General features: G+C 65.9%; 28 protein-coding genes and 1 pseudogene. 18 read left to right on the top strand and 11 right to left on the bottom strand.

What is annotated here, in order from left to right; all coding sequences use genetic code 11:
* The 5 genes from JNN06_RS02455 to JNN06_RS02435 all read left to right on the top strand — a co-directional run.
* Nucleotides 1-516 (top strand): ABC transporter substrate-binding protein (locus tag JNN06_RS02455; RefSeq protein ID WP_291238009.1); only part of this gene is annotated, 516 nt, incomplete at its 5' end.
* Between the two features lie 43 nt (nucleotides 517-559).
* Nucleotides 560-1,627, top strand: coding sequence for an ABC transporter permease (locus JNN06_RS02450; RefSeq protein ID WP_291238008.1), 1,068 nt, complete (start codon nucleotides 560-562; stop codon nucleotides 1,625-1,627).
* A gap of 3 nt (nucleotides 1,628-1,630) precedes the next feature.
* Nucleotides 1,631-2,533 carry a nickel transporter permease gene (gene nikC, locus JNN06_RS02445; RefSeq protein WP_291238007.1) on the top strand — a complete coding sequence of 301 codons (903 nt, stop codon included), beginning with the start codon at nucleotides 1,631-1,633 and terminating at the stop codon, nucleotides 2,531-2,533.
* A complete protein-coding gene (locus JNN06_RS02440; protein ID WP_291238006.1) occupies nucleotides 2,530-3,360 on the top strand; it encodes an ABC transporter ATP-binding protein in 831 nt (276 codons plus the stop codon). The genes nikC and JNN06_RS02440 overlap by 4 nt, the downstream gene beginning before the upstream one ends.
* Nucleotide 3,361: 1 nt before the next feature.
* Complete coding sequence (locus JNN06_RS02435) at nucleotides 3,362-4,099, top strand: ABC transporter ATP-binding protein (RefSeq protein ID WP_291238005.1); 738 nt, start codon at nucleotides 3,362-3,364, stop codon at nucleotides 4,097-4,099.
* A gap of 465 nt (nucleotides 4,100-4,564) precedes the next feature.
* On the opposite strand, the gene pnp is transcribed toward JNN06_RS02435, so the two are convergent.
* From pnp to JNN06_RS02425, 3 genes are all read right to left on the bottom strand, one after another.
* Complete coding sequence (gene pnp, locus JNN06_RS02430) at nucleotides 4,565-6,715, bottom strand: polyribonucleotide nucleotidyltransferase (protein ID WP_291238004.1); 2,151 nt, start codon at nucleotides 6,713-6,715, stop codon at nucleotides 4,565-4,567.
* 185 nt (nucleotides 6,716-6,900) lie between these two features.
* Nucleotides 6,901-7,173 carry an HNH endonuclease gene (locus tag JNN06_RS17630; RefSeq protein WP_366812351.1) on the bottom strand — a complete coding sequence of 91 codons (273 nt, stop codon included), beginning with the start codon at nucleotides 7,171-7,173 and terminating at the stop codon, nucleotides 6,901-6,903.
* 316 nt (nucleotides 7,174-7,489) lie between these two features.
* Nucleotides 7,490-8,215 (bottom strand): alpha/beta hydrolase, encoded by a 726-nt coding sequence (locus JNN06_RS02425; protein ID WP_291238003.1) that lies wholly within the window; start codon nucleotides 8,213-8,215, stop codon nucleotides 7,490-7,492.
* Nucleotides 8,216-8,261: 46 nt separating this feature from the next.
* On the opposite strand from JNN06_RS02425, the gene JNN06_RS02420 reads away from it, so the two are divergent.
* Genes JNN06_RS02420 through JNN06_RS02410 form a run of 3 tightly spaced genes read left to right on the top strand, consistent with a single transcriptional unit; the run spans nucleotide 8,262 to nucleotide 9,695 of the window.
* The gene (locus JNN06_RS02420) at nucleotides 8,262-8,708 is read left to right on the top strand and encodes an NUDIX hydrolase (protein WP_291238011.1); all 447 of its coding nucleotides are present in this window, start codon (nucleotides 8,262-8,264) and stop codon (nucleotides 8,706-8,708) included.
* A complete protein-coding gene (locus JNN06_RS02415) occupies nucleotides 8,705-9,202 on the top strand; it encodes a GreA/GreB family elongation factor (protein ID WP_291238002.1) in 498 nt (165 codons plus the stop codon). Before JNN06_RS02420 ends, JNN06_RS02415 begins: the two co-directional genes overlap by 4 nt.
* Complete coding sequence (locus JNN06_RS02410; RefSeq protein ID WP_291238001.1) at nucleotides 9,195-9,695, top strand: GNAT family N-acetyltransferase; 501 nt, start codon at nucleotides 9,195-9,197, stop codon at nucleotides 9,693-9,695. Before JNN06_RS02415 ends, JNN06_RS02410 begins: the two co-directional genes overlap by 8 nt.
* A 39-nt stretch (nucleotides 9,696-9,734) precedes the next feature.
* Here the strand turns inward: JNN06_RS02410 and JNN06_RS02405 are convergent, their stop codons facing one another.
* Together JNN06_RS02405 and clpB are read right to left on the bottom strand one after the other, a co-directional pair.
* Complete coding sequence (locus JNN06_RS02405) at nucleotides 9,735-11,903, bottom strand: esterase-like activity of phytase family protein (protein ID WP_291238000.1); 2,169 nt, start codon at nucleotides 11,901-11,903, stop codon at nucleotides 9,735-9,737.
* 163 nt (nucleotides 11,904-12,066) lie between these two features.
* Nucleotides 12,067-14,682: an ATP-dependent chaperone ClpB gene (gene clpB, locus JNN06_RS02400; RefSeq protein WP_291237999.1), complete on the bottom strand. Its 2,616-nt coding sequence runs from the start codon at nucleotides 14,680-14,682 to the stop codon at nucleotides 12,067-12,069.
* Between the two features lie 296 nt (nucleotides 14,683-14,978).
* Here clpB and JNN06_RS02395 point away from each other — a divergent pair, with 296 nt between their 5' ends.
* Nucleotides 14,979-15,401: a hypothetical protein gene (locus tag JNN06_RS02395; RefSeq protein WP_291237998.1), complete on the top strand. Its 423-nt coding sequence runs from the start codon at nucleotides 14,979-14,981 to the stop codon at nucleotides 15,399-15,401.
* Here JNN06_RS02395 and JNN06_RS02390 read toward each other — a convergent pair.
* Together JNN06_RS02390 and JNN06_RS02385 are read right to left on the bottom strand one after the other, a co-directional pair.
* Entirely contained in the window at nucleotides 15,383-16,174 is a 792-nt protein-coding gene (locus JNN06_RS02390; RefSeq protein ID WP_291237997.1) for a hypothetical protein, read from the bottom strand. The genes JNN06_RS02395 and JNN06_RS02390 overlap by 19 nt on opposite strands.
* Nucleotides 16,171-16,944: a hypothetical protein gene (locus JNN06_RS02385; protein ID WP_291237996.1), complete on the bottom strand. Its 774-nt coding sequence runs from the start codon at nucleotides 16,942-16,944 to the stop codon at nucleotides 16,171-16,173. Before JNN06_RS02385 ends, JNN06_RS02390 begins: the two co-directional genes overlap by 4 nt.
* 117 nt (nucleotides 16,945-17,061) lie before the next feature.
* Between JNN06_RS02385 and ctaA the strand changes: the two genes are divergently transcribed.
* Together ctaA and JNN06_RS02375 are read left to right on the top strand one after the other, a co-directional pair.
* Complete coding sequence (gene ctaA / locus JNN06_RS02380; RefSeq protein ID WP_291237995.1) at nucleotides 17,062-18,225, top strand: heme A synthase; 1,164 nt, start codon at nucleotides 17,062-17,064, stop codon at nucleotides 18,223-18,225.
* The gene (locus JNN06_RS02375) at nucleotides 18,225-19,694 is read left to right on the top strand and encodes a carboxypeptidase M32 (protein ID WP_291237994.1); all 1,470 of its coding nucleotides are present in this window, start codon (nucleotides 18,225-18,227) and stop codon (nucleotides 19,692-19,694) included. Before ctaA ends, JNN06_RS02375 begins: the two co-directional genes overlap by 1 nt.
* Nucleotides 19,695-20,059: 365 nt before the next feature.
* On the opposite strand, the gene JNN06_RS02370 is transcribed toward JNN06_RS02375, so the two are convergent.
* Nucleotides 20,060-20,407: a metalloregulator ArsR/SmtB family transcription factor gene (locus tag JNN06_RS02370; RefSeq protein WP_291237993.1), complete on the bottom strand. Its 348-nt coding sequence runs from the start codon at nucleotides 20,405-20,407 to the stop codon at nucleotides 20,060-20,062.
* Nucleotides 20,408-20,612: 205 nt separating this feature from the next.
* Between JNN06_RS02370 and JNN06_RS02365 the strand changes: the two genes are divergently transcribed.
* The 5 genes from JNN06_RS02365 to JNN06_RS02345 all read left to right on the top strand — a co-directional run bounded on the left by JNN06_RS02365 (nucleotide 20,613) and on the right by JNN06_RS02345 (nucleotide 23,195).
* On the top strand, nucleotides 20,613-20,963 hold the full coding sequence (locus JNN06_RS02365; RefSeq protein WP_291237992.1) for an AtpZ/AtpI family protein: 351 nt from the start codon (nucleotides 20,613-20,615) through the stop codon (nucleotides 20,961-20,963).
* Entirely contained in the window at nucleotides 20,960-21,730 is a 771-nt protein-coding gene (locus JNN06_RS02360) for a F0F1 ATP synthase subunit A (RefSeq protein ID WP_291237991.1), read from the top strand. Before JNN06_RS02365 ends, JNN06_RS02360 begins: the two co-directional genes overlap by 4 nt.
* A gap of 52 nt (nucleotides 21,731-21,782) precedes the next feature.
* Complete coding sequence (locus JNN06_RS02355; protein WP_054300836.1) at nucleotides 21,783-22,016, top strand: F0F1 ATP synthase subunit C; 234 nt, start codon at nucleotides 21,783-21,785, stop codon at nucleotides 22,014-22,016.
* Nucleotides 22,017-22,096: 80 nt separating this feature from the next.
* Nucleotides 22,097-22,633 carry a F0F1 ATP synthase subunit B' gene (locus tag JNN06_RS02350; protein WP_291237990.1) on the top strand — a complete coding sequence of 179 codons (537 nt, stop codon included), beginning with the start codon at nucleotides 22,097-22,099 and terminating at the stop codon, nucleotides 22,631-22,633.
* Nucleotides 22,634-22,637: 4 nt separating this feature from the next.
* Nucleotides 22,638-23,195, top strand: a complete 558-nt coding sequence (locus JNN06_RS02345; protein ID WP_291237989.1) for an ATP F0F1 synthase subunit B — start codon at nucleotides 22,638-22,640, stop codon at nucleotides 23,193-23,195.
* Between the two features lie 75 nt (nucleotides 23,196-23,270).
* Here JNN06_RS02345 and JNN06_RS02340 read toward each other — a convergent pair whose 3' ends face one another.
* The 3 genes from JNN06_RS02340 to JNN06_RS02330 all read right to left on the bottom strand — a co-directional run bounded on the left by JNN06_RS02340 (nucleotide 23,271) and on the right by JNN06_RS02330 (nucleotide 26,008).
* Nucleotides 23,271-24,038, bottom strand: a complete 768-nt coding sequence (locus JNN06_RS02340) for an FCD domain-containing protein (RefSeq protein ID WP_291238010.1) — start codon at nucleotides 24,036-24,038, stop codon at nucleotides 23,271-23,273.
* Nucleotides 24,039-24,144: 106 nt separating this feature from the next.
* Nucleotides 24,145-24,792, bottom strand: a complete 648-nt coding sequence (locus JNN06_RS02335) for an OmpA family protein (protein ID WP_291237988.1) — start codon at nucleotides 24,790-24,792, stop codon at nucleotides 24,145-24,147.
* A 385-nt stretch (nucleotides 24,793-25,177) separates the two neighbouring features.
* Nucleotides 25,178-26,008 carry a methylated-DNA--[protein]-cysteine S-methyltransferase gene (locus JNN06_RS02330; RefSeq protein WP_291237987.1) on the bottom strand — a complete coding sequence of 277 codons (831 nt, stop codon included), beginning with the start codon at nucleotides 26,006-26,008 and terminating at the stop codon, nucleotides 25,178-25,180.
* Between the two features lie 109 nt (nucleotides 26,009-26,117).
* Here JNN06_RS02330 and nth point away from each other — a divergent pair, with 109 nt between their 5' ends.
* Together nth and JNN06_RS02320 are read left to right on the top strand one after the other, a co-directional pair.
* Entirely contained in the window at nucleotides 26,118-26,762 is a 645-nt protein-coding gene (gene nth / locus JNN06_RS02325) for an endonuclease III (protein WP_291237986.1), read from the top strand.
* Nucleotides 26,759-26,910, top strand: a pseudogene (locus JNN06_RS02320) (adenosine kinase); the annotation flags it as partial. The gene nth and the pseudogene JNN06_RS02320, both read left to right, overlap by 4 nt.

Genomic DNA, 26,910 nt, shown 5'->3' with positions numbered 1-26,910 from the left:
GAAAGCGGCGTGAGCGATCCGAAGATCGTGATGGATGTGCGCAATGCCACCGACCGCATGGAAATGGCGCAGTCGATCCAGAACACGTTCGGGCAGGTGGGCATCACGGTGGAGCTGAACATCGGCGAAGGGGCCGAGCAGTTGAAGCGCTATCGCGCGCGCCAGCATGATGCGACGCTGCAAAGCTGGGGCCCGGATTACCCCGATCCGCAGACCAATGCGGGCTCTTTCGCCTGGAATGACAACAATGCCGATGATGCCTCCACCGGCACGCTGGCCTGGCGCAACACCTATGATCCCGGCCCGCTGAATGACATGACGGCGGCGGCGGTGATGGAGCGCGACGGCGACAAGCGCGCGGCGATGTATCAGGAGCTGCAACAGCAGCACCGCACCACCTCGCCCTTCATCGTCATGTTCCAGATCGGCTACAACTCGGCCATGCGCAGCAATGTGAACGCCTTCTATACCGGCGGCGCGATCGACAGCGCGGCCTATTGGCTGGTCACCAAGTAAGGACAGGCGCCCCCGGCCCGACCGCCGGGGGCGCAGCTTTCCCATGGCCCCGCTGTCCACCCCCGCCCTTTCCGCCCCCTCGCCCTGGCTTGCGCGGCTGCGCGGCCTGTTCGGCGCGCTGCTGTCGCTGGCGCTGACCCTGCTGGGCCTGTTGCTGGTCACCTTCATCATCAGCCGCGTCGTGCCCATTGACCCGGTGCTGTCGATCATGGGGCAGCGCGCCTCGGAGGCGCAGATCGAGGAGGCGCGCATCGCGCTGGGGCTGGACAAGCCGATGTGGCAGCAATTCCTGATCTATGTCTGGAACGTGCTGCAAGGCGATCTGGGCACCTCCATCGGCTCGGGCGAGCCGGTGTTGCAGGCGGTCAGCCGCGCCTTTCCCGCCACGCTGGAGCTGGCGACGCTGGCCACCATTCTGGGCGTGCTGGCCGGGGTGCCTGCGGGCGTGCTGGCCGCCACAAGGCCCGGCAGCCTCGCCGACCAGATCGTGCGGCTGGTCGGCCTCATGGGCTATTCCATGCCGGTCTTCTGGCTGGGGCTGATCGGGCTTTTGCTGTTTTACGGCATTCTGGATTGGGTCGGCGGGCCGGGGCGGCTGGATGCCATCTATGACATGCAGTTCGAGATGGAGGGGATGAGCCGCAGCGGCATGATCCTGCTGGATACCGCGCTGGCCGGGCAATGGGAGATGTTCGGCAATGCGCTGTCGCATATCATCCTGCCCGCCGCTTTGCTGGGCTATGTCTCCATGGCCTATATCAGCCGGATGACCCGCAGCTTCATGATGAACGAGCTGGGGCAGGAATATATCACCACCGCCCGGGTGAAGGGCATGCCGGAATGGCGCGTGGTCTGGGTGCATGCGATGCGCAATGTGCTGGTGCCGCTGATCACGGTGATCGCGCTCAGCTATGCCTATCTGCTGGAAGGCTCGGAGCTGACCGAGACGATCTTCGCCTGGCCCGGCCTTGGCAGCTATATCACCGAGGCCTTGGGCCGCAATGACATGCCCGCCGTGCTGGGCGGCACCATTGTCGTGGGCGTGGCTTTTGTCACGCTGAACCTTCTGTCCGACCTGCTCTACAAGCTGGTCGATCCGCGCGCGAGGTAAGCCATGACCGTGATCGAATGGCTGCGCGACCCCAACCCGGCTTCGCGCAGACAGGCCAGGCTGGGGCAGGCTTATCTGGGCTGGCTGCGCCTGCGCCGCAACCCGCTTGCCATGGCGGGGCTGGTGATCATCGGGCTGTTGCTGGTGGTGGCGGCTTTTGCCCCCTGGCTCGCGCCGCATGACCCCATCGCACAGAACCTGCAAAACCGGCTGATGCCGCCCGGCACGGCGGGGCATTGGCTGGGCACCGATGATTTCGGGCGCGATATTCTCAGCCGCATCCTTTATGGCGCGCGCATCACGCTGGCGGTGATTGCGCTGGTGGCGGTGACGGCGCCGGTGCTGGGCCTGATCATCGGCACGGTGGCGGGCTATTTCGGCGGCTGGGTCGATGCGGTGCTGATGCGGCTGACCGACATCTTTCTGGCCTTCCCGCGGCTGATTCTGGCGCTGGCTTTGGTGGCCGTGCTGGGGCCGGGGATCGAGAATGCCGTGCTGGCCATCGCCCTCACCGCCTGGCCGCCCTATGCCCGCGTGGCCCGCGCCGAAACCCTGACCGTGCGCAATGCCGATTACATCGCCGCCATCCGCCTGCAAGGCGCCAGCGCGCCCCGCATCATCTGGGGCCATGTGGTGCCGATGTGCCTGCCCTCGGTCATCATCCGCGTCACGCTGGACATGGCCGGGGTGATCCTGATTGCCGCCGGTCTGGGCTTTCTGGGCCTTGGTGCGCAGCCGCCCCTTTCGGAATGGGGGCTGATGATCTCGGCGGGCCGCAAATACCTGTTCGAGCAATGGTGGGTCGCCACCATGCCGGGCCTTGCCATCTTCATCGTCTCGCTGGGGTTCAACCTGCTGGGCGATGGTTTGCGCGACGTGCTGGACCCAAGGAGCAGCGGCAAATGACCCTTCTTTCGGTGCAAAACCTGCGCGTAACCTTCGACACCGAGGCCGGGCGGGTAGAGGCGGTGCGCGGCGTCTCGTTCAGCCTCGGGCGCGAGCGGCTGGGGATCGTGGGCGAAAGCGGCTCAGGCAAGACCATGACCGGGCGTTCCGTCCTGCGGCTGATCCGCCCGCCGGGGCGGATCGAGGCCGATGCGATGCTGTTTGACGGGCAAGACCTGATGAAGCTGTCCGAGCGGCAGATGCGCGCCTTGCGCGGCCCGCGCATCGCCATGGTGATGCAAGACCCGAAATACAGCCTGAACCCGGTGATGAAAGTGGGGGCGCAGCTGATGGAGGGCCTGCGCCAGCGCGACCGGATGGGCGCGGCTGCGGCGCGGGCCAAGGCCATTGCCGCGCTGGAGGCGGTGCAGATCCGCGACCCCGCGCGGGTGATGGAGGCCTATCCGCACGAGCTTTCGGGCGGCATGGGGCAGCGCGTGATGATCGCCATGATGCTGATCCCCAACCCCGATCTGCTGATTGCCGACGAGCCGACCAGCGCCTTGGATGTCACCGTGCAGGCGGAGGTCTTGAAGATTCTGGATGGTCTGGTGCGCGAGCGGGGCATGGGGCTGATCTTCATCAGCCATGATCTGCGGCTGGTGGCGCGGTTCTGCGACCGGGTGCTGGTGATGTATAAGGGCCGGGTGGTGGAGGAGCTGGCGGCGGGCGATCTGTTGCAGGCGCGGCACCCCTATACCCAGGGCCTGCTGAACTGTCTGCCGCGCATCGGCGGCGACCGGGGCCCGCTGCCGGGCTTGGACCGCAATGCAGAATGGGCGCGCTGACATGGGCTTGATCGACATTGAAAACCTCTCGGTGGTGTTTCCGGGCGGCGTGCGCGCGGTGGAGGGGGTGAGCCTCTCGGTCGGCGCGCGCGAAAGCTATGGGCTGGTGGGGGAAAGCGGTTCGGGCAAATCCACCATCCTGCGGGCGATCTGCGGGCTGGCGCCGGTGTCATCGGGCAGCATCCGCATTGGCGGCGAGGTGCTGCGGCGTGACCGCCGCTTTGCCGCCCGGGTGCAGATGGTGTTTCAAGACCCCTATGCCAGCCTGCATCCGCGTCACACGCTGGACCGCACGCTGTCCGAGCCGCTGGCCATTCACGGGATCGGCGATGCCGACCGCCGGGTGGTGCAGGCGCTGGAGCAGGTGGGGCTGCCCACCAGCTTTCGCTTCCGCTATCCGCATCAGCTTTCGGGCGGGCAGCGGCAGCGGGTGGCGATTGCGCGGGCGCTGATGCTGGAGCCGGAGATCCTGCTGCTGGACGAGCCGACCTCTGCGCTGGATGCCAGCGTGCAGGCCGAGGTGCTGAACCTGCTGGCGCGGTTGCGGGCCGAGCGCGGGCTGACCTTCCTGATGGTCAGCCACGATCTTGCCGTGGTCGATCACATGTGCGACCGGGTGCTGGTGATGCAGCAGGGCCGCGCCGTGGAGGAACTGCCCCGCGCAGCCCTGGCGGCGGCGCAGATGCAGACCGCCTATGCCCGCAGCCTGTTCGAGGCGAGCGCGGACCGGATGTTGTAACAGCATTTGGCCGAGGCCATTGCCGAGGTCATGCGGTGCCCTGTCCACATCGGCCCGTTGGCCCGAAGCCAACGGCCAGCGCCCGCCCTCCGGGCGGCGGGCGCTTCGCTTCCGCCGGGCGGGCACCGGCCTCTCGGTCGTCGGTTGAAACTGCCTGGTGACTCCGCCTGCCCGAGACCATTGCAAGCGGGCGGATCAGGAAACGCACCGCGTTTCCCCGCCCGACGTGACCACGCCGCCGCAAGACCGGCTCAACCAGCAGACCAGAGGCCAGAGCCCGCCCGGCGGGTGTGAAGCACCCGCCCCCCGCAGGGCGGGCGCTGGCCGGTGGCTTTGGGCCACCGGCCCAAACCTGGCCCAGGTTTCAACATGACCTCGGCGATGGCCTCGGCCATGGGAGCGGGAGAAACGCAAAAAGGCCCCGGGGTTTCCCCCGGGGCCTTCCTGTCTGCACGTCGAAAGGTATCAGCCCTCGGCTGCTTCCTCGCGCTCTTTCTTCTCGGGGGCGATTTCCTCGCCGGTCTCTTGGTCGACCATCTTCATGCCAAGGCGCACCTTGCCGCGATCGTCAAAGCCCAAGAGCTTCACCTTCACCTCTTGACCCTCTTTCAGGATCTCGTTCGGGTGGTTCAGACGCTTGTTGGCGATCTGGCTCACATGCACCAGACCATCGCGCTTGCCGAAGAAGTTCACGAAGGCGCCGAAATCGACCAGCTTCACCACCTTGCCGATGTAGATCTGGCCCTCTTCCGGCTCTGCCACGATCGACCAGATCATGTCATAGGCCTTCTTGATCGCCTCCGCCGACGAAGACGCGATCTTGATCACGCCGTCATCATTGATGTCGACCTTGGCGCCCGAAACTTCCACGATCTCGCGGATCACCTTGCCGCCCGATCCGATCACTTCGCGGATCTTGTCGGTCGGGATGCTCAGCGTCTCGATCTTCGGGGCATATTCGCTGAAGCCCTGCGGGGCCGACAGCGCCTTGTTCATTTCGGACAGGATGTGCAGACGGCCATCCTTGGCCTGAGCCAGCGCCTGCGCCATGATCTCGGGCGTGATGCCCGCGACCTTGATGTCCATCTGCATCGTGGTGATGCCAGCCTCGGTGCCCGCCACCTTGAAATCCATGTCGCCGAGGTGATCTTCGTCGCCCAGAATATCGGTCAGCACGGCCCAGCGGCCATCATCTTCCAGGATCAGACCCATGGCCACACCGGCCACCGGCGCCTTCAGCGGCACGCCCGCATCCATCATCGACAGCGACCCGCCGCAGACCGAAGCCATCGACGAAGAGCCGTTCGATTCCGTGATCTCCGACACCACGCGAATGGTATAGGGGAAATCGGTCGGCGCCGGCAGCACGGCTTGCAGCGCGCGCCATGCCAGCTTGCCATGGCCGATCTCGCGACGGCCGGGGCTGCCCACGCGGCCCACTTCGCCCACCGAATAGGGGGGGAAGTTGTAATGCAGCAGGAAGTTGGAGCGGTAATTGCCGTTCAGCGCGTCGATGATCTGCTCATCCTCGCCGGTGCCCAGCGTGGTGACCACAAGCCCTTGCGTCTCGCCACGGGTGAACAGGGCCGAGCCATGCGCACGGGTCAGCACGCCGGTTTCCGCCACGATCTGACGCACGGTCTTGGTGTCGCGGCCGTCGATCCGGGCGCCACCATTGATGATGTCACCGCGCAGAATGCCCGATTCCAGCTTCTTGATCGCCGAACCGAGGTTCGCATCGGCCAGATCTTCCTCCGACAGCGCGCCCTTGATCGCCGCCACGGCCGCGCCGATGGCATTGGTGCGGTCTTGCTTGTCCTTGATCGCGAAGGCGGCGCGCATCTGCGCCTCGCCTGCCGCTTTCACACGCGCATAAAGATCGGCGTAATCGGGGGGCGAGAAATCGAAGGGCTCCTTGGCGCTGTCTTCGGCGAAGTCGAGGATCAGGTCGATCACCGGCTGCATCGCGTCATGGCCGAATTTCACGGCGCCCAGCATCTCGTCCTCGGTCAGCTCATAGGCTTCCGATTCCACCATCATCACGGCGGTCTTGGTGCCGGCGATGACCAGATCCAGACGCTGCTCGGGGTTCTTGCGCAGCTGCGTCATGTCGTCCATCGACGGGTTCAGCAGGTATTCGCCATTGGCAAAGCCCACGCGCGCAGCACCAATCGGGCCCATGAAGGGCACGCCCGAAATGGTCAGCGCCGCCGAGGCCGCGATCATCGCCACGATATCGGGATCATTCACCAGATCGCAGGACAGCACGGTCGCCATGACCAGCACTTCGTTCTTGAAGCCTTCCACGAACAGCGGGCGGCAGGGACGGTCGATCAGACGCGAGACCAGCGTTTCCTTCTCCGAAGGACGCGCCTCGCGCTTGAAAAAGCCGCCCGGAATTTTACCGGCGGCATAGTATTTCTCTTGGTAATGCACAGTCAGCGGGAAGAAGTCCTGACCGGGCTTCGGCTGCTTGGCGAAGGTCACGTTGGCCATGACGCTGGTTTCGCCCAGCGTGGCGATGACCGAGCCATCCGCCTGACGCGCAACCTTGCCGGTTTCCAGCGTCAGCGTCTCATCGCCCCACTGGATCGACTTTTTCGTGATATGGAACATCTATCATCCTCATGGGAGCGCACACGGGCCCATCCCGTGTCTCCCGTTATGTCGCGGCCCCATTGCCGCCTCCCCCCATCCTGATGCACGCGCCCGGGGGATGGGCCACACGTCGCAGATGCGCCGCGCATACAGGAAAATGCCGCTTTTGGAAAGCGCGGAGTTGGGGGGCAGGCAAGCCCCCGTCATCCGGGCAGGGGCGCCGGGGCTTCGCTGTGGCGCAAGGCCGACAACCAGCGCCCTTGCCTCATGCGCTTGCGCACATGGGCGCGATGCGCGTCCGGCTGTCTGGGGGTTTTGCACTTGTGCCGGGCGGCGTTGCAGAACTGGCAGGCTGCGACGATGTTGTCGCTTCTGTCCCTGCCGCCTTCACTGCGTGGCTGAAGGTGTTCCGCAGTGCATCGAAGGGCCTTTGCGCGTCTCCTGCCTGGCACGGCGCACAGCTCTGCCTCCCACATCGGAAGGTCGCAATAGTAACAGCGCCCACCCTGAAGGGTCATTTTGGCGCGACGCAAGCTTTTGATATTGCTCATGGCAATCATGCTCCATTCAACTTCGTGAGAAGCGAATGTGCGACACCGTAAGGTGCCCCCCGGCTGGAAGCGACTGCTCGCACGAGACCCGATTTTTCGTGGCTTCGCGATCCGGCATGCGGAACTTGCAGGTTTACTGCAAGTCAGACCAAGCTCCTGCTCAGGTCAAGGGGCGTTGCGCCGCCTCCACATGAGGAAATATTGCCGTGAGCCAAGGCGCATGTCAATTGCCGAAACCGCGTCACGGCTTTGCGCCCAGGCTGATCTCCACCGCCCGCGCATAGGGCAAGGCGGGGTCAAACCGGCCGTTTTGCAGGAACAGGATGGTCTGGGCGATGACCTCGGGGTTCAGCATCATGAAGGTATGGGTCACTGGCAGGGTCAGGTGATCCTTCATCCCCGCCACGCGGGTCGAGGTGACCGAAACCTTGCCGTCATCCGCCCCCGCGATCATCGAGGAATAAACCGGGTTCAGCGACCGGTTGCCCGCAATCACCCCCAGCTCGAAACGCGGGGCGGGCAGGGCCTGCGGCACCGATCCGGCCTCGGTGCCCAGCTCGGCCCCGGCCGGGCCATTCACCCAGTCGAAGGGCGCGATCCCGCCCAGCGTATCCACGATCTCCGACCCGTGGTTCGGCGGCGCCAGCATCACCGCGCGGCCCATCTGCGGCAGGTCATGATCCTGCATCCAGGCCCGCAGCAGGATGCCCCCCATGGAATGCGTGACAAAATGCACCTTTTGCGCCCCGCATTGCGCCACCGCCGCCCCCACGCGCGGCGCCAGATCGGCAATCGGCGCCCGGGTCGAGGGGTAGCCCTCGTTCACCACGCTGTAGCCCTGCGCCTGCAAGGCCGCCTCCATCGCCACCAGCGAGGCCTCGCTGCGCGCCAGCCCATGCAGCAACACCACGCAATCGGCCAGCGCGGGGGCGGGGATCAGCAGCAGGGGCAACAGGCACCATCTCATGCAACATCAGATGGACAAGACCTGCGCCTTGGGCAAGGGTGGCGGCATGAAAATTCCCGGTCCCCGCCTCGCCGTCCGCGCCTTGATCCTGCATGAAAACCGGCTTTTGCTGGTCAATGCCTGGGGCGGCGGCGTCTCCGACCTGTGGTGCGCCCCCGGCGGCGGGGTCGAGCGCGGCACCTCGCTGCCCGAAAACCTCGCCCGCGAGGTGCAGGAGGAAACCGGCCTCACCGTCACCGTGGGCGACCCGGCGCTGGTCAATGAATTTCACGATCCCGGCGGCAGCTTCCATCAGGTCGACCTCTATTTCCGCTGCACCATCACCGCAGGCGCCCTCAGCCCCGGCTGGCGCGACCCCGAAGGGGTGGTGACCGAGCGGCGGTTCTTCTCGCAGGCCGAGATGGCGGGCATCCGCTTCAAACCCGACAGCCTGCCCGCCGCCGCATGGGGACAGGGCATCCTTTACGACCCGCTGGAGCCGATCATCCGATGAGCCGCGCCTTCGTCAAGGAAGATACCGATGATCTGGCGCCCTTGCCCGATCTGCCGGTCTCGCCCCATCCCAACCTCGTCACCCCGCGCGGTCTGGCGGCGCTGCAAGCCCGGCTTCTCGCCGCGCAAACCCGCCTTGGCGCCCTGCGCGCCCGCCCCGACCGGCTGGACAAACTGCCCGAGGCCGCCGCCGAGCGCGACATCCGCTATCTTGAGGCCCGGCTGCGCAGCGCGATCCTGATCGACCCGGCAACCCACCCGCCCGGCACCGTCGCCTTCGGCCATCGCGTGACCGTGGCCGATGCGGAGGGGCAGGAAAGCCGCTATGACATCACCGGCGAGGATGAGGCCGATGGCCGCCTTGGCCGCATCGCCCCGCAATCGCCGCTCGCCCGCGCCCTCCTGGGCGCCCAGCCGGGCGATCTGGTGACATGGCGCCGCCCCTCCGGCGCGGTCACGCTGGAAATCCTGCGCATCGAGGTGCCCCATGACTGAGGTGACAATCCGCGACCTTGACCCCCAGGCCGACCGCGCCGCCGTGGTGGCGCTGTTCACCGCCGCAGCCGATTACACCGCCCTGGAACGCGGCCCCGCCGATCCCGAGACGCTGACCGAGGAATTCTTCACCGATGCGCCCCCCGGCATCGACCCCGCCACCAGCCTGCGACTGGGCCTTTTCGCGGGCGGGCGCCTTCTGGGCAAGGCCGATGCCGCCTTTGGCTGGCCCGATCCCCGCGACGCCTATATCGGCCTGATGATCTTCAACCCCGCCCTGCGCGGCGCGGGCCATGGCGCCCGGCTGCTGCGCGAGATCGAGGCCCGCGCCCGCGCCCGGGGCGCCACCCGGCTTCTCATCGCCGCGCTGGAGGCCAACCCCAAGGGCCGCGCCTTCTGGCGCCGCGAGGGCTTCACCCCCGAACAGACCTTCCCCGACCGCGCCTATGGCAGCCGCACCCATACCGTGCATCGCATGGTGAAACCGCTGTGAAGCGTGCAAGGCCCCGGCCTGAACCGGGGCCTTCGCCGCTCACTCCATCTTGCCGATGGACCAGAACAGCGTCTCGCCCGAGCTGTCATCCACCCCGTCATTATCGGTGACGACAAAACCTTCACCGGCGGCGTCGATGGCAAAACCTTCCACCTTGTCCAGCACATAGCCGTTTCCGGCCTTCAGATCGGGCAGAAGGTCGCGCACCAGCGCCTTCTTCACCACCGGCAAAGGGCCACCCAGGGCGGCGGGTTTCAGATCGGCCAGCGCCACACGATACAGCTTTTTCGTGGCCGCCTTCTCTGCCACCTGATTGTCACGCTCCAGCAGATAGGCCCAATCGCCATGCAGCGTGATTTCCGAAAGCCCCATCCAGGCGCCATCGCCGGGCGCATCCAGCGGGTAATGCACCGCGCCCCAGCTTTCATCCTTCAGGTCATAGCTCACCAGCTTGACCATGCCCTTCGGGTCATCGCGCCATTCGCGCTGCACCGCCAGCCACAGCCGGTCGCCCTGCACCGCGATGCCCTCAAAGCCAAAGCGGGTTTCCTGCGCCGACAGCTCGGCCGGCAGGCCGATGGTCTCGGTGATCGCGCCTGTCCCATCCACCCGCAGGATGCCATGCGGCACCATCCGGTCGCTGCGGCCTTCGCTGGCGATCCAGAACCCGCCCTCGCCATCGGGGGTGATGCCCTCAATATCCAAAAGCTGTGCCGGGGCGCCGCCGCGCGTCACCGGGATGGCGCCGGTGATCCTCGCCGGTTTCTGCGTGGCGTCAATCGTGTAGATCGACGGTGCGCCCGACAGGACGGAATCCGAGGCCGCAAACAGCATCCCCGGTTGCGCCGGGTCCGCCGCCAAGGCCGACAGCGCAGCCCAGCCCAGCAGCGGCTCGGTCCCTGCGCTGGTAATCGTCGGGTAAGCCATTGGCGCATCTTGCAATTCGTAAATCATCACATGGGCGGGGGCGAGGCCGTCCTCGCGCAGATCGGCCTCATTGGCCGTGACCAGCAGGTTGCGCTCGGGGATCGCCACGATGCCTTCCGGGCTGATGCCCGAGGGCAGCAGTTGCAGCAGCTTCGGCGCCGCCAGATCGGCCAGATCATAGACCGCCACCAGCGAGGCGCGCTCGGCCGCCACGAACAGCAGCTTCCGCCCGCCGAAATCGGCCAGTTTCACCGATTCCAGCTCCACGCCCTTCTTGTTGCGCTTGTCGGGATAGTGGCCAAGCGCCGCCATCTCGCGTTCCAGGCTGGCGCCGGAGTCGAAGACCACGCTGCCATCGCGCTTCCAGATGGTGAACCCGCGCGAGCCGCCCTTCCAGTCGCCCTCATTGGCGGTGACAAAGTGATCGGCGTCGATCCAGTCCACCGCGTCAGGCTCGCGCGCGATGCCCTCCATCTTGCCGGTGAAATTCAGCACGCCATCCTTTTTCGTGTCGATCCCGTCCAGATCCACCATGCCCGCGCTGAACTGCGCGGCCACCTGGCCATCGGCGCCAATCACCACCAAGGCATTGTTTTCCTGCAAGGTCAGCACGATCTCGCCCGCGTCATTGACCGAAAGGAATTCCGGTTCCGGGTCATCGCCCGCCACATCGGCCAACCCGGTCAGCGCGATCTTTTGCAGGCCCGCGCAATCCACCGCGCCGCCCGTGACCGGCAGTTTCACCACGAAACCGGCGGGGGCCTGCGGCAGATCGCCCTCATTCACCTCCTCGTCGCGCTCGTTCTCGATCGCCACGGCGAGGAAGCTGCCATCCTTGGCGCGCGCCACCGAATCCGGCTGGCCGCCCAGATCGCATTCCGCCACCACCTTGCGCGTGGCCAGATCCACCGTCACCAGCTTGCCCGAGGGGGCGGCCTTGCTTTCCGAGGTGTTCACCCCGGCAAAGGCAAACCCGCCAATCACCACCGCCGTCGTCGGCTCGCCTCCCATGGCGATATTGCCGAGGGGTTTGGGCGCGCGCGGGTCCGTGATGTCCACCAGACCCAGCACGCCCAGCGGGCTGTCGGAATAGATCAGCGTCTGGCCGTCCTCGGTGGCGGTGATGATCTCGGCACTGGTGGCGCGGGCCTGATCCTCGCCCGCCGCCATGTTCTGCGGCGTGGCAAAGGCGGCGATGCGGTTGAACACCGGCTCGGCCTGCGCCGAAGTCGCGGCGGCCAGCGCCAGCGCCGAGGTCAGACACAGCGGAAAACGGGTCATGGGGGCAATCCTTTTTGGGGCTTTTGCCGCCATATACCGGCGCCGCTGTAACAGCCCGGCGACCGGTTTGTGACAGGATTTTAACGAATGGCACGCCGGATGTGACAGCGCATTAACCATCACCCGGCCCAAAAAAAGGGGGCGCGCGGCCCCCCTTTCTGGTTCAATGCACCCGCGCCTCGCTGGGCTTTTCGCGCCCCGAGGGGATGATGCGATCCCCGAGGATCAGGCCCTTCGGCCCGGCGGTCACCACCACCTCGCTGCCATCCAGCACCTCGCCCGCCAGGATCATCTCGGCAAGCGGGTCTTGCAGATTGCGCTGGATCACGCGTTTCAGCGGCCTTGCGCCAAAGACCGGATCATAGCCTTCCTCGGCCAGCCAGGCCTTCGCCTCTCCATCCAGCGCCAGGGTGATCTTGCGCGCAGCCAGCCGTTTTTCCAGCCGTTTCAGCTGAATCTCGACAATCCCGCCCATATCGCCCCGGTTCAGCCGGTCAAAGATCACCTGCTCGTCCAGACGGTTCAGGAATTCCGGCCGGAAATGCCCGCGCACGGCCTCCATCACCTCGGCCTTCGCCGCCGTCACATCCGCGCCCTCCGGCAACTCGCTCAAGGCGCGCGCGCCAAGGTTGGAGGTCAGGATGATCAGCGTCTGCTTGAAGTCCACGGTGCGGCCCTGACCATCGGTCAGAATGCCGTCATCCAGCACTTGCAACAGCACGTTGAACACATCCGGATGCGCCTTTTCCACCTCGTCGAACAGCACGACCTGATAGGGCCTGCGCCGCACGGCTTCGGTCAGCACGCCGCCCTCGTCATAGCCGACATAGCCGGGCGGGGCGCCGATCAACCGGCTGACCGCGTGTTTCTCCATGAATTCGCTCATGTCGATGCGCACCATGGCCTGTTCATCATCGAACAGATATTCGGCCAAAGCCTTGGTCAGTTCGGTCTTGCCCACACCCGTCGGCCCGAGGAACAGGAACGAGCCCAGCGGCCGGTTCTCGTCATTCAGGCCCGCACGGGCGCGGCGCACGGCGCGCGCCACGGCCTCCACCGCCGGGCGTTGGCCCACCACGCGGCGGCCCAGCTCGTCCTCCATGCGCAAGAGCTTTTCCTTCTCGCCCTCCAGCATCTTGGTGGTCGGAATGCCGGTCCAGCGCTCCACCACCTCGGCGATCTGTTCCGGGCGCACGGCCTCGGCCACCAGCGCCTCGCCCTGCCGCGCCTCGGCCTCGGCCAGCGATTTCTCCAGACCCGGAATCCGGCCATATTGCAGCTCGCCCGCGCGGGCAAAATCGCCCTCGCGCTTGGCCTGCTCCAGCTCGGCCCGTGCCCTGTCCAGCTGCTCTTTCAGGTCGCGCGCCTGTTCCAGCGTGTCGCGCTCGGCCTGCCATTTGGCGGTCATCGCGGCGGATTGCTGTTTGAAATCAGCCAGTTCCTTTTCCAGCTTCTCCAGGCGGTCCTTGGAAGCCGCGTCATCCTCACGGCGCAGCGCCTCGGATTCGATCTGCAATTGTAGGATCTGGCGGTCCAGCGCGTCCAGCTCCTCGGGCTTGCTGTCCACCTCCATGCGCAAGCGGCTCGCCGCCTCATCCATCAGGTCGATCGCCTTGTCGGGCAGGAAACGGTCGGTGATATAGCGATGCGACAGCGTTGCCGCCGCCACCAGCGCCGAGTCGCTGATGCGCACGCCATGGTGCAGCTCATATTTCTCCTTGATGCCCCGCAGGATGGAGATCGTGTCCTCCACCGTCGGCTCTTCCACCATCACAGGTTGGAAGCGCCGGGCCAAGGCCGGGTCTTTCTCCACATATTTGCGGTATTCATCCAGCGTGGTGGCGCCGACGCAATGCAATTCGCCCCGCGCCAAGGCCGGTTTGATCAGGTTCGCCGCATCCATCGCGCCATCGGATTTGCCCGCGCCGACCAGCGTGTGCATCTCGTCGATGAACAGGATGATCTCGCCCGCCGCCGTCTCGATTTCCTTCAGGATCGCCTTCAGACGTTCCTCGAATTCCCCGCGATATTTGGCCCCCGCGATCAGCGCCCCCATATCCAGCGCCATCAGCTTCTTGTTGCGCAAGGATTCGGGCACATCGCCATCGACGATGCGCAGCGCGAGGCCCTCGGCAATCGCGGTCTTGCCCACGCCCGGCTCGCCGATCAGCACCGGATTGTTCTTGGTGCGGCGCGACAGAACCTGCATGGCGCGGCGAATTTCCTCGTCGCGGCCGATGATCGGGTCGATCTTGCCCTCTGCCGCCGCCTCGGTCAGGTCGCGGGCATATTTCTTCAGGGCCTCCATCGTATCCTCGGCCGAGGCGCTGTCGGCGGTGCGGCCCTTGCGGATGTCATTGATCGCGGCATTGAGACCCTGCGCCGTCACGGCGCCCGCGCTCAGCGCATCGCGCGCCCGGGTGTTCACCAGCGCGAGGGCGGTCAGCAGGCGCTCCACCGGCACGAAACTGTCGCCCGCCTTTTTGGCAACCGTTTCGGCCTCGTCCAGCACGCGCACAAGGCTCGGGTCGATGTAGGATTGCCCGTCCCCGCCCGAGACCTTGGGCTGTTTGGCGACCAGCGCCTCCACGGCCTCGATCACGCGCGCGGGCTCGCCGCCGGCGCGGCGGATCAGATTGGCCGCCAGGCCCTGATCGTCATCCATCAGCGCTTTCAGCAGATGTTCGGGCAGGACGCGCTGATGGCTTTCGCGCATCGCAATCGTCTGGGCGGCTTGCAGGAAACCGCGCGACCGTTCCGTGAATTTCTCCAAATTCATCGGCTCTCTCCTCTGTATGGCACCGCATCTGGCCCGCCCTGAAAAGGCACGGGCGCTGCGGCCTCAGGCGAAAGATGTGCATATCGGCGCCCGCTCGCAAGGGCAGTCGGCGGCTTTGGTCCGGGATTTTTGCGCGACATTTTGCGCAGATCGCGCGGGGCCCGCGCATCGGCCTTGTGCCGCCGATGCGGGGGGCGGGTTTCGGCGGCATCTCCCCATGGTGCGGCGGGGCAGGGGGCTTTCGCTTGCGCCGCGCCCGACGCTGCCGTCATGGTCTGCGCCGACAGGAGAGACCCATGCCCCAAAGCCTCCCCCAAGCGACCAGCCCGCGGTTCGGCCCCATCCTCGGCAAGGCACGCCTGCACGAATTGCGCGTGCATGTCGGGCGGTCGGGCCTGTGCCTGAACGATCCGGCGCTGTTGCGCGTCACGCCCGAGGGGCGGGTAGAGGTCATGGCCCGGATGCGGCGCCGCCTGCTGGGGCTGGTGCCGCGCTGGCGCTGGCAGGTCTTGGGCGATCTGGGGCCGCGCGCCACCGCGATGCTGGCGCCCTGGCTGGAGGAGGCCGAGCCGCTGCGCCTGCGCATCGTGGGCCTCACCCCCGAACATATCGCCGCGCCCGAGGTCTTTGTCTCGGTCTGGGGCGAACAGCGCCCCCGGTTCAGCCCGCCCCGAAAATTCGACGAATTTTCGCAGCCCCCTCAGGCCACGGGCGCATAACGCATGAAGGCAAAGGCGCGGCCATCCGGCGCCCAGCACGGCACGTTGATGCTGCCTTGCCCGCCATACAGCTCCACCACCCGCCGCCGCTCGCCGGTCCCGGTGTCCCGCAGGCACAGCGCCACATCCAGATCACGCGGGTGGCCCTCGGTGCCGGGCGGATAGGCGAGATACAGCACATATGCGCCATCGGGCGAGGGATGCGGGAACCAGTTCACATGGGCATCCGCAAAGACCTGCTCCGGCCCGTCAGGCCCCACCCGCCAGATCTGCGCGTGCCCCGAGGCGTCCGAGTTGAACCATACCGTGCCATCGGGCGCGAAATCCGGGCCATCGTGATGGCCGGGGCCGGGGGTCAGCACCGTCTCCACGCCGCTGTCCAGATCGCGCACTGCCACCCGCACCACCCGGTCGCCCCGCGCGCAGGCATAGGCGATGCGGTGCCTGCGAGCGCCATGCCACCAGCTTGGCCGCTCGGGCAGCAGCAGCCCTTCGCCCAGCACATGAATTTCCGCCCCCAAGCCCCGATGGGCCGAGAACACAATCCGCCCATCCGGCAGAAAGCCATGGTCATTGTTGCAAGCCAGCCCCTCGGGCGTGGCGATGGGTTCCAGCCCGGCGGGGCGCGCCCGCCACAGCCGCCCTTCGCCATTCACCAGAAACCAGCCTTCGGGATGCCAGTTCGGCGCCTCGATCAGCCGATCCGTGCGCAAGATCACGCGAACTTGCCCGCTCGCCAGATCATAGACCTCCAGCGAAGAGCGCCAGCTCACTCCCGCACCTTCGGCGTCAAGAGCTTGGCCGGGCGCAGCGCCTCGGCTGCCTTGAACAGGCCGAAGGTCTGGTTGACGTAATTCACCACGCCGCCGATCTGTTCCAGATATTTCTGCAATTCGGGCGTGCGCTCGGCCTCCACCACCTGCACCGGGCGCTCTGGCCCTTCGCCTTCAAACTGCACATAAAACAGCGGCTCGCCGCGTTTCAGCACGATGTCCTTCTCCGGCTCGTGCCATTCAAACGCCCACATCAGCGGGCGCGGCCAGATGTTCAGCGGAAAGCGCCCGCCAAAGATCGTGCCGGGCAGCGGGTCGCGGCGGTAATGCATGAAAGCCGAAAGCTGCGTCACATAGACCAGCTCATCGGCGATGAAGCAGTAGGGCAGGCCCAGCTGGATCGTCGGCCGGTCCGGGTAGCGCCATTCCGCCTCGTTCACCAGCGTCAGCACCTCGCCCAGCTTGTTGGCGCGGATGGTCGAGGCGCTGCCCGCCCGGTTGATCAGATGCGGCTTGCCCTTCTCGTCGCGGCCAAAGCCGATATGGATGTCGAACGGGCATTTCACCATGAAATACCGGCTTTCCAGCTGGATGACACCGGGGCAGCGGCTGGCCGATTTGGCATGGGTCCGGTTGGTCTGGCGAAAGCTCACCCGCTCGGGCGGGTCATACAGCACCGCGCCCTTGTCGGATGTCAGAAACCAGCCCACCGAAATCGGGCCGCTTTTCGGCCCCTCCTCGGGGCGCTCGAAACTCAGATTGATCTGCATACCTGCCTCACGCTTTGCGCGCGAGGGTCCGCGCTCGGAGCGGTAATGTCAATGATACCATCCCTTGAAGCCGCCTTGCGCCCGGCCTAGTCTCTGCCCGCAACGAAGGAGGGCGCCATGGCCACGAAACGCAGCATCTTTCAGGAGGTCACCGACAAGGCGCAGACCCCCGCGCCGCAGCCGGGGCTGATTGATCGCGGCACCGGCGCGCGCGGGGCGATCCGGCTCTGGCTGGCGCTGATTTTCGTGCTGGTGGCGGCGATGATCCTGGTGGGCGGCCTCACCCGCCTCACCGATAGCGGCCTCTCCATCACCGAATGGAAGCCCCTGCACGGCGCCATCCCCCCCATGGGCGAGGCCGCCTGGGCCGAGGAATTTGCCAAATATCAGGTCAGCCCGGAATATCAGCTGCAAAACAAGGGCATGACGCTGGAGGCCTTCAAGACGATCTTCTGGTGGGAATGGGGCCATCGCCAGCTGGGCCGCGTGGTCGGCCTCGTCTGGGCGGTGGGCTTCGTCGCCTTCTGGGCCACCAAACGCATTCCGGCGGGCTGGACCGGGCGCTTGCTGGGCCTTGGCGCCCTGGGCGGGCTGCAAGGCGCGATCGGCTGGTGGATGGTCTCCTCCGGCCTCAAGGGCACGATGGTCGATGTGGCCTCCTACCGCCTTGCCACCCATCTGGGCCTCGCCTTCCTCATCCTGGGCCTGATCGCCTGGTATGTGCTGGCGCTCTCGCGCTCCGAGGCGCAGCTCTTGCAGGCCCGGCGCGGACGCGAGGCGCGGCTTTACGGCCTCGCCACCGGGCTTTTGCATCTCGCCTTCCTGCAAATCCTGCTGGGCGCGCTGGTCGCGGGCATTGATGCGGGCCGCGCCTTCCCGACATGGCCCGACATGAACGGCAGCTTTTTCCCGGCGGATGCCTTCTATGTGCCCGACGGGGCCGGGGGCAGCCTGCCGCTCTGGCATGCCTTCTTTGAAAACCCCGGCCTTGTGCAATTCCTGCACCGCATGGCCGGGTATCTGCTGCTGGCCTTCGGCATTTTCGCCTTCGTGAAAAGTCGCCGCTCTGCCTATGGCACCACGCGCACGGCCTTTCTGGCGGTGCTGTGCATGTTGCTGGTGCAAGTGGCGCTTGGCATCGTGACCGTGCTGACCGCCGCGCATCTGCATGTGGCGATCACCCACCAACTTGGTGCGGTGCTGCTTTGGGTGCTGATCCTGCGCGCCCGTTTTCTGTCTCAATACCCGGTGGCCGGGTCGATCCGCAAAGGAACCCAGTGATGAGTGCTTTCTCCGACTTGATGGATTTCCAGCGCGAGACCGAGGCGCTGGCCCAGATCGCGGGCCGTCTGGGCTGGGATCAGGAAACCATGATGCCGCGCGGCGCGGCTGAACAGCGGGGCGAGGAGATGTCGGCCATCGAGGGCGTGCTGCATGCCCGCCGCACCGATCCGCGCATCGCCGAATGGCTGGACCGGGCCGAGGCCCCCGATGCCGTGGCCGCCGCGCAGCTGCGGCTGATCCGCCGCGCCCATGCCCGCGCCACCAAGATTCCGGCCAGCCTCGCGCAGACGCTGGCCCGCGTCACCTCCACCGCGCAGGGCATCTGGGCCGAGGCCCGCGCCGCCGAGAAAGTGGCCGATTTCCTGCCCACCCTGGCCGAGGTGATCGCGCTGAAGCGCGAGGAGGCCGCGGCGCTGGCGCAAGGTGGCGATCTTTATGACGCGCTGATGGACGATTATGAACCCGGCGCCACCGCCGCCAGCATCGGCGCCATGTTCGACCGGATGCGCCCGCGCCTTGTGCGCCTGCGCGCCGCCGTGCTGGAGAAAACCGCGCCCCCCAGGCTGACCCACAGTTTCGGCCCCGAGGCGCAGATGCGCTTCGCCCGCGATCTGGCGCTGGCCTTCGGCTATGATTTCGAGCGTGGCCGGCTGGATCTGGCGGTGCATCCGTTCAGCTCCGGCTCGGGCAATGACGTGCGCATCACCACCCGCACAGTAGAGACCGACCCGTTCAATTGCTTCTACTCCACCATCCACGAGGTCGGCCATGCCTGCTACGAGCTGGGCATCGACCCCGATTACCTGCTGACGCCCCTGGGCAATGGCGTCTCGATGGGGGTGCATGAAAGCCAAAGCCGCATCTACGAGAACCAGCTGGGCCGCAGCCCCGCCTTCACCGGCTGGATGTTCCGGCAGATGCTGGACCGTTTCGGCGATTTCGGCGTGAGCAGCCCCGAAGACTTTGCCCGCATCGCCAACCGCGTGCAGCCCGGCTTCATCCGCACCGAGGCCGATGAGGTGCATTACAACCTGCATGTGATGATGCGCTTCGACCTGGAGCGGGCGCTGATCAAGGGCGATCTGCAAGTGGAGGGTCTGGAGGCCGCGTGGAACGACCGCTTCCTCGCCGATTTCGGCGTGGCGGTGGATCGCCCGGCCCATGGGTTGTTGCAGGATGTGCATTGGTCCTGCGGCCTCTTTGGCTATTTCCCGACCTATACGCTGGGCAATGTCTATGCCGGTTGCCTGCATCAGGCCCTGCGCGCCGACATTCCCATGCTGGACGACCAGCTTGCCAGGGGCGACACCTCGGCCGCAACCGGCTGGCTGCGCGAGAAGGTGCAGCGCCATGGCGGCTTGCACGAGCCCCGCGCCGTCATCTCGCTGGCCTGCGGCTTCGAGCCGACCGAGGCCCCGCTCCTCGACTATCTCGACGCCAAATTCGGCGCGCTTTACGGGCTGTAAGCGCGCCAGCCTTCATCTTGGCCCAAATATCCTGCGGGGGCCCGGGGGCCGCACAGGCCCCCGTCTTTCGTGAAACGGCGGGCCGCACAGGCCCCCGTCTTTTTTGAAGGTGCGGGCCGCACAGGCCCCCGTCTTTTGGGCCAAGGCCTCAAGCGGGCGGATCAGGAAACGCATGGCGTTTCCCCGCCCGTGTGAAACCGTTCCGTCAGACCGTTTCAGCCCGGGATCGGCAGGCCATCGCCCGCCCGGTGGGTGCGATAGCACCCGCCCCCCGCAGGGCGGGCGCTGGCCGTGGGCTTCGGGCCCACGGCCCGATGTGGAAACGGCACCGCATGACCTCGGCAATGGCCTCGGCCATCTGCGCCTCAGGCCTCCTCCGGCCCTTCCGCCAGCTCCACCTCCAGAAACCGCTCCAGCGCGTCGAGGTCCACCGGCTCGAACTGGCCAAACCCCTGCATCCAGACCGAAGCCGCCTTCAGCGCGTCCGGCTCCAGCTTGCACCAGATCACCCGGCCCCGCTTCTCGCGCGAGATCAGCCCCGCCTCGGCCAGCACTTGCAGATGCTTGGAAATCGCCGCCAGCGACATCTGGAACGGCTCCGCCACATCGGTCACCGCCATGTCATCTTCCAGCAGCATCGCCAGGATCGCCCGCCGCGTCGGATCGGCGAGGGCGGCAAAGATCGGCGAAAGGCGGTCGGGCGCGGGGGTCATGACGGCAGCTTTGGCGGGGCAGGGGGCAATCGTCAACCGAAAGGTTGAATGAGCCTCACGCCCCCGTGACAGCCGAAACCCCCCGAAACCTGCAAAAGAAAATTTGCAAAAACAAAGAAAATCAAGGGCTTGGATAAATTCCTGATGCTTGACTCATCCCCGCCCCCTGCGTAGGTTCGCGGCAACTGTTCAGGGGGCGTAAACCATGGCGCAAGAACCCGATGCCGAACGGCTCCGCACGCTCGAGGCGAAGCTGGAAAAGGCAAAGGTGGCGCAGGCCAAACCCGCTGGACGTGGCAAGGATTTCTCGCAGGCGGAGGTCGCCTGGAGGATGGTGATCGAGCTGACATCCGGCATCATGATCGGGGGCAGCATCGGCTACGGGCTGGACTGGGCGTTCAGCACGAAACCCATCTTCCTCGTGATCTTCATCCTGTTCGGCTTCGCGGCCGGCATCCGCACCGTCATCGGCACCGCCCGAGACATGCAGGAACGCCAGCTGAAGGCCATGAAAGCGCAGACAGAGGCGGAGCGTTCCGCTGGAACCGAAGGATGACAGACGTGGCCGAGACCGGTTTTGCAATTCACCCGATGGACCAGTTCATCGTGAAGCGGTTCTTCTGCGATGCCGCGCATGCCGACTGCACCACGAACATCGAGTGGTATGAAATCACCAATGTCACCGTCTGGATGGCCGCCACCGTGCTGGCCATCGTGGCGCTGATGGTCTTCGGCTCGCGCGGCCGCGCCATCATCCCGTCGCGCATCCAGTCGGTCGGCGAGATGATCTATGGCTTCATCTACAAGATGGTCGAAGACGTGACCGGCCATGACGGGGTGAAATACTTCCCCTATGTCATGACCCTGTTCCTCTTCATCCTGTTTGCCAACCTGCTTGGCCTGATCCCCGGCAGCTTCACCACCACCAGCCATGTGGCCGTGACCGTGACGCTGGCGCTGATGGTATTCTTGGGCGTCACCCTGCTGGGTCTGGCCAAGAACGGCCTCGGCTTCCTGGGCATGTTCTGGGTCTCCTCGGCCCCGCTGGCCCTGCGCCCGGTGCTGGCCGTGATCGAAGTCATCTCGTATTTCGTCCGCCCCGTCAGCCACTCCATTCGTCTTGCCGGCAACCTGATGGCAGGCCATGCCGTGATGAAAGTCTTCGCGGGCTTTGCCTCGATGGCCGTCATCTCGCCGGTCGCTGTCGGTGCCGTGACCGCGATCTACGGCCTCGAACTGCTGGTCGCTGTCGTGCAGGCTTACGTTTTCACCATTCTGACCTGCGTCTACCTGAAAGACGCGGTGGGCGGCGCCCACCACTAAGGTCCGAACCCTCAACCCGAAACTTTGAACTATCCACCTAAGGAGACTTAAAATGGTCGAACTCGCGCTCATGGGCAAATACATCGGTGCTGGCCTCGCGGCCATCGGTCTGGGCGGCGCCGGCATCGGCGTGGGCAACATCGCCGGCAACTTCCTGGCTGGCGCCCTGCGCAACCCCTCGGCTGCTGCTTCGCAAACCGCCAACCTGTTCGTCGGCATCGCCTTCGCCGAAGCTCTGGGCATCTTCTCGTTCCTGATCGCCCTGCTGCTGATGTTCGCCGTCTGATCCTGACGCGTCTCACATCTTCATGGCCGGGCGGGCGTTCTGCTCCCCGGCCACGTGTTTGACGAAGGTAAGGAAACGAAATGGCGACCGAAGCGCATGAAGCGGCGGCGGGCGCGGCGGGTCACTCCGCTGGCATGCCGCAACTCGACACGTCGACCTGGGGCAACCAGATTACCTGGCTGCTGGTCGCGCTTGTCGTGATCTATCTTGTGCTGCGTTTTGTGGCTCTGCCCCGCATCGGGGCGGTTCTGGCCGATCGCAGCAGCACCATCACCAACGACCTCGCCGCAGCCGAAGAGCTGAAGCAGAAGGCGCTTGCCGCCGAGAAAGCCTATCTCGCCGCGCTGGATAAAGCGCGCGCCGAAGCTGGCAAGATCGCAGCCGAGACCAAGGCCGAGATTCAGGCCGAGCTGGACAAAGAGATCGCCAAGGCCGATGTGCAAATCGCCGCCAAATCGGCGGAATCCGAGGGCCGGATCGCGGAGATCCGCGCCGGTGCGCTGGAAGCCGTGACCGAAGTGGCGAAAGACACCGCGAAAGAGCTGGTTTCCGCTCTGGGTGGCAAGGCCGATGCCCGCAGCATCACCGCCGCTGTCACCGCGAAAGTGAAAGGGTAAGCCCATGAAAAAGCTGCTTCCCCTGATGCTTTCGCTGGCCGCGACGCCCGCTCTGGCCGCTTCCGGCCCGTTCTTCTCGCTCGGCAATTCCAACTTCATCGTGACGCTGGCCTTCATCGCCTTCGTCGCGATCCTGTTGATCGCCAAGGTTCCCGCCAAGATCGGCGCCTTGCTGGATGGCCGCGCCGCCCAGATCAAGGCCGAGCTGGAAGAGGCCAAGGCGCTGCGCGAAGAGGCCAAGGCCCTGCTTGCCTCCTACGAGCGCAAGTCGGCCGAGATGATGGCGCAATCGGAACAGATCGTCGCGGCTGCCAAGGCCGAGGCGCAATCTGCTGCCGCTCAGGCCAAGGAAGACCTCAAGGTCTCCATCGCCCGCCGTCTGGCCGCTGCCGAGGAGCGTATCGCTTCGGCCGAGGCTGGCGCCATCCGCGAAGTGCGCGAGCGCGCCGTGGATGTGGCCGTTTCTGCCGCCTCCAGCGTGCTGGCCAAGCAATTCGCGACCGAGGGCGCTCAGGCGACCATCGACGACGCGATTGCCCAGGTGGCCGCCAAGCTGCACTGAGGCAGCCTTGCCTGACGCATGAAAAAACCCCGGTCCGCGAGGTCCGGGGTTTCTTCGTATTTCAGCCTGCGTATCTCAGCGGCTGCGCTCATGCTCGATCCGCTGCCGCGCCACCGCCTCGTTCCGGTCGGCTTTGGCCTGTTCGGCCAGCGCCAGTTCCACATAATCCATATGCGCCGCCGCCGCCGCCCGCGCCGCCTGCGGGTCGCGCGCCTGAATGGCGGCGTTGATGGCGCGGTGCTGATCCAGCAGCATGTCGCGGGTCATCCGGTTGCGGAACATCATCTGCCGATTGTAGAACACCCCCTGTTTGAGCAGATCGAACATCGAGCGCATCATGTGCAGCATGATGACATTATGGCTCGCCTCGATGATCGCCATATGGAATTGCGCATCCAAAGCCGCCTCGTCGCTGGGGTCGCGCTTCTGATGCGCGGCCTCCATCTTTTGAAAGATGGTGTCGATCACTTCCAGATCGGTGGCCGATCCCAGCCGCGAGGCCCGATCTGCCGCCATCCCCTCCAGATCGCGGCGAAAGGCGATGTAATCCTGCACCGCCTCCTGATGGGTCGAGAACAGCTCGACCAGCGCGGGAGCGAAGGCATTGCCCAGCACATCGGCCACAAAGCAGCCCGCGCCCGGCCGGGTGACCAGCAGGCCCTTTTCCTCCAGGCTTTCCAGCGCCTCGCGCAGCGAGGGGCGCGAAACCCCCATGCGTTCCGCCAGATCGCGCTCGGCGGGCAGCCGCTCGCCGGGGCGCAGGATGCCACGCAGGATCAGCAGTTCAATCTGCCGCGCGACCGTGTGTGAGAGCTTTTCGGAGGTGATCTTTTCAAACGGCATGGCATCCTCGGCGTTGGTCAAAAATTATGACCGATCTGCCGAAAGGGCAAGCAAAAGGGCGCGCGATCGGCTCGCGCGCCCCGGTGCCTTGCCGCAATTGCCGCGCTTAGCGCAGCGGGATGATCGAGATTTCGACCCGGCGGTTCTGCTGCTTGCCCGCCGCCGTCAGGTTCGAGGCGATGGGCTGGCTCTCGCCGCGGCCATAGGCCGACAGGCGGCTCTTCGGCACGCCGTTCGAGGCGATCACATCGCGCACCGCGCCCGCGCGGCGTTCGGACAGCGACTGGTTATAGGCGGCGTCGCCATCGCTGTCGGTATGGCCGACGATCTCGACCCGGCTGTTGGGATAGCGCACGAGGTTCTGGGCAATGGCGCTCAGGTTATAGGCCTGATCCGGGCGCACGGTGAAGCTGTCGGTGGCGAACAGCACATCCTGCCCCATGGTCACATTGATGCCGGTGCCGGTATTCACAACATTGGCATTGCCGCCCAGCTGCTGACGCAGCTCTGCCGCCTGCTGATCCAGCGAATTGCCGATGGCCCCGCCTGCCGCCGCACCCAATGCGCCGCCGATCACGGCCTTGGCCAGCCGGTCATCCCCGCCCGAGGTTGCCCCGATGGTGGCCCCGATCAGGCCCCCCATCACCGCCCCGCCCTTGGCGCGGGCATTGGGGTCTTCATACTGGTAGGGGTCCTGCACGCAGCCCGCCAGCAGGCCAAAGCCCAGCACGCCGCAGATCAGGGAGGTTTTCATGGTCATCTGTCATGCCTCTTGCACAAGAGCCGGAACCCGGCTTCGCATCCATCATAGCGGTGAACGCCGGAAGGCGGAATTGGTTGCATCACTGCCAGCAGGTTTTCGCGCATCGGGTTACAGCGGGTTCACAGTGCCGTGTGGGGCGGCGCCTCGGGATCGGGCGGATCAGAAAACGCATCGCGTTTTCCCGCCCGCAGCGCCCAAGGCCCCGCAAGACCGTTTCCGCCTGCGCATCACAGGCCAGTGCCCGCCCCGGCGGGGGCGAAGCACCCGCCCTGCGGGGGGCGGGTGCTGGCCGGCGGCCTTTGGGGCCACCGGCGGCCATGGTGACCCGGCATCGCATGGTCTTGGCGATGGCCAAGACCACGGACAGGCCCCCCCCTCACGCCTCCGCCCGCGCGGCCTCCCAGGCCAGCATCGCCCGCTTCACGCCGAGGCCCCAGTGATAGCCCCCCAAGCCCCCCCGTTTGCGCAAGGCCCGGTGGCAGGGGATCAGGAACCCCACCGGGTTGCGCCCCACCGCCGTGCCCACCGCCCGCACCGCCGCCGGATGGCCGATCACCCCCGCCAGATCGCCATAGGTGGTGACATGGCCCGAGGGGATCGCCAGCAACGCCTCCCAGACCTTGATCTGGAACGGCGCCCCCATCAGATGCAGCGCCGCCCCCTTGCCGCCAAAGGCCTCCAGCACCCAAGGCCGCAACATCGCCGCATCTTCCACAAACCGCGCTTTCGGCCAGCGCGCCACAAGGTCTTGCAGCACCTCGGCCTCTGGCTGCTCGGCGGCAAAGCCCATGCCGCACAAGCCCCGCGCCGTGCCCATCACCAGCGCCGGTCCAAAGGGGCTGTCGAACCACCCCCGGTAAATCACCAACCCCTCGCCGCCCCTGGCGTAATCGCCGGGCGTCATCGCCTCCCATGTCACGAACAGATCATGCAGCCGCCCGCCGCCCGATAGGCCGGTGGCATGGCTGGTCTCCAGCACGGTATGCCGCTCGGCCAACAGGCGCCGCGCATGATCCAGCACCAGATATTGCTGATACCTTTTCGGGCTCACCCCCACCCATTGCGAAAACACCCGCTGGAAATGCGCCGCACTCATCCCCATGCGCGCGGCCAGCCCCTCCAGCGTCAGACCCGGCCCGCCCGCATCAATCTCGGCCAGCGCCCGGGCAATCACCCGGTAATGATAGGCTTCCGAAAGGTCATTCATCGCGGCACCTGCACCCTGTTTGCCCCAATCTAGGCCGCCCGCGCGCGCCATTCGACCCGAAATCTGCGCCTTTGCTTGGCAGCGCCGCCCGCCCGCGCTAACAAGCGCCATGGCAAAGCAGCTTGATTATCACACGATCCACCAGATCTTCACCCGGTTCCGCGCCGCACAGGCCGAACCGGAGGGCGAGCTGTTCCATACCAATGCCTTCACCCTGCTGGTCGCCGTCGCCCTGTCGGCGCAGGCCACCGATGCCGGGGTGAACAAGGCGACGCGCCCCCTGTTCGCCACCGTGGACACGCCGCAAAAGATGCTCGACCTTGGCCTTGAAGGCCTGACCGAAGCGATCAAGACCATCGGCCTTTTTCGCCAAAAGGCCAGGAACGTGATCCGCCTGTCCGAAATCCTCGTGGCCGAATATGGCGGCGAGGTGCCTTCCTCCCGCGCCGCCCTGCAATCGCTGCCCGGCGTGGGTCGCAAGACCGCCAATGTCGTCTTGAACATGTGGTGGAAAATCCCGGCCCAGGCCGTCGACACCCATATCTTCCGCCTGGGCAACCGCACCGGCATCTGCCCCGGCCGCGACGTGGAAACCGTCGAACGCGCCATCGAAGACCACATCCCCGCAGAATTCCAGCAGCATGCGCATCACTGGATGATCCTGCACGGGCGCTACATCTGCATCGCCCGCAAACCCCGTTGCGCGGATTGTCTGATCCGCGACCTTTGCCCATTCGAGGAAAAGACTGCATGAAAAACTATCAGGTTGTCGGCATCGGCAATGCCATCGTCGATGTGTTCGCCCAGGCCGATGACAGCTTTCTGGAGCTGATGGGCATCGAAAAGGGCATCATGCAGCTGGTGGAGCGCGAGCGCGGCGAGCTGCTTTATGCCGCGATGAA

Source organism: Gemmobacter sp. (genome assembly GCF_016792925.1).
Lineage (GTDB): Bacteria > Pseudomonadota > Alphaproteobacteria > Rhodobacterales > Rhodobacteraceae > Gemmobacter.
This window is presented reverse-complemented; position numbering and strand designations above follow the sequence as displayed.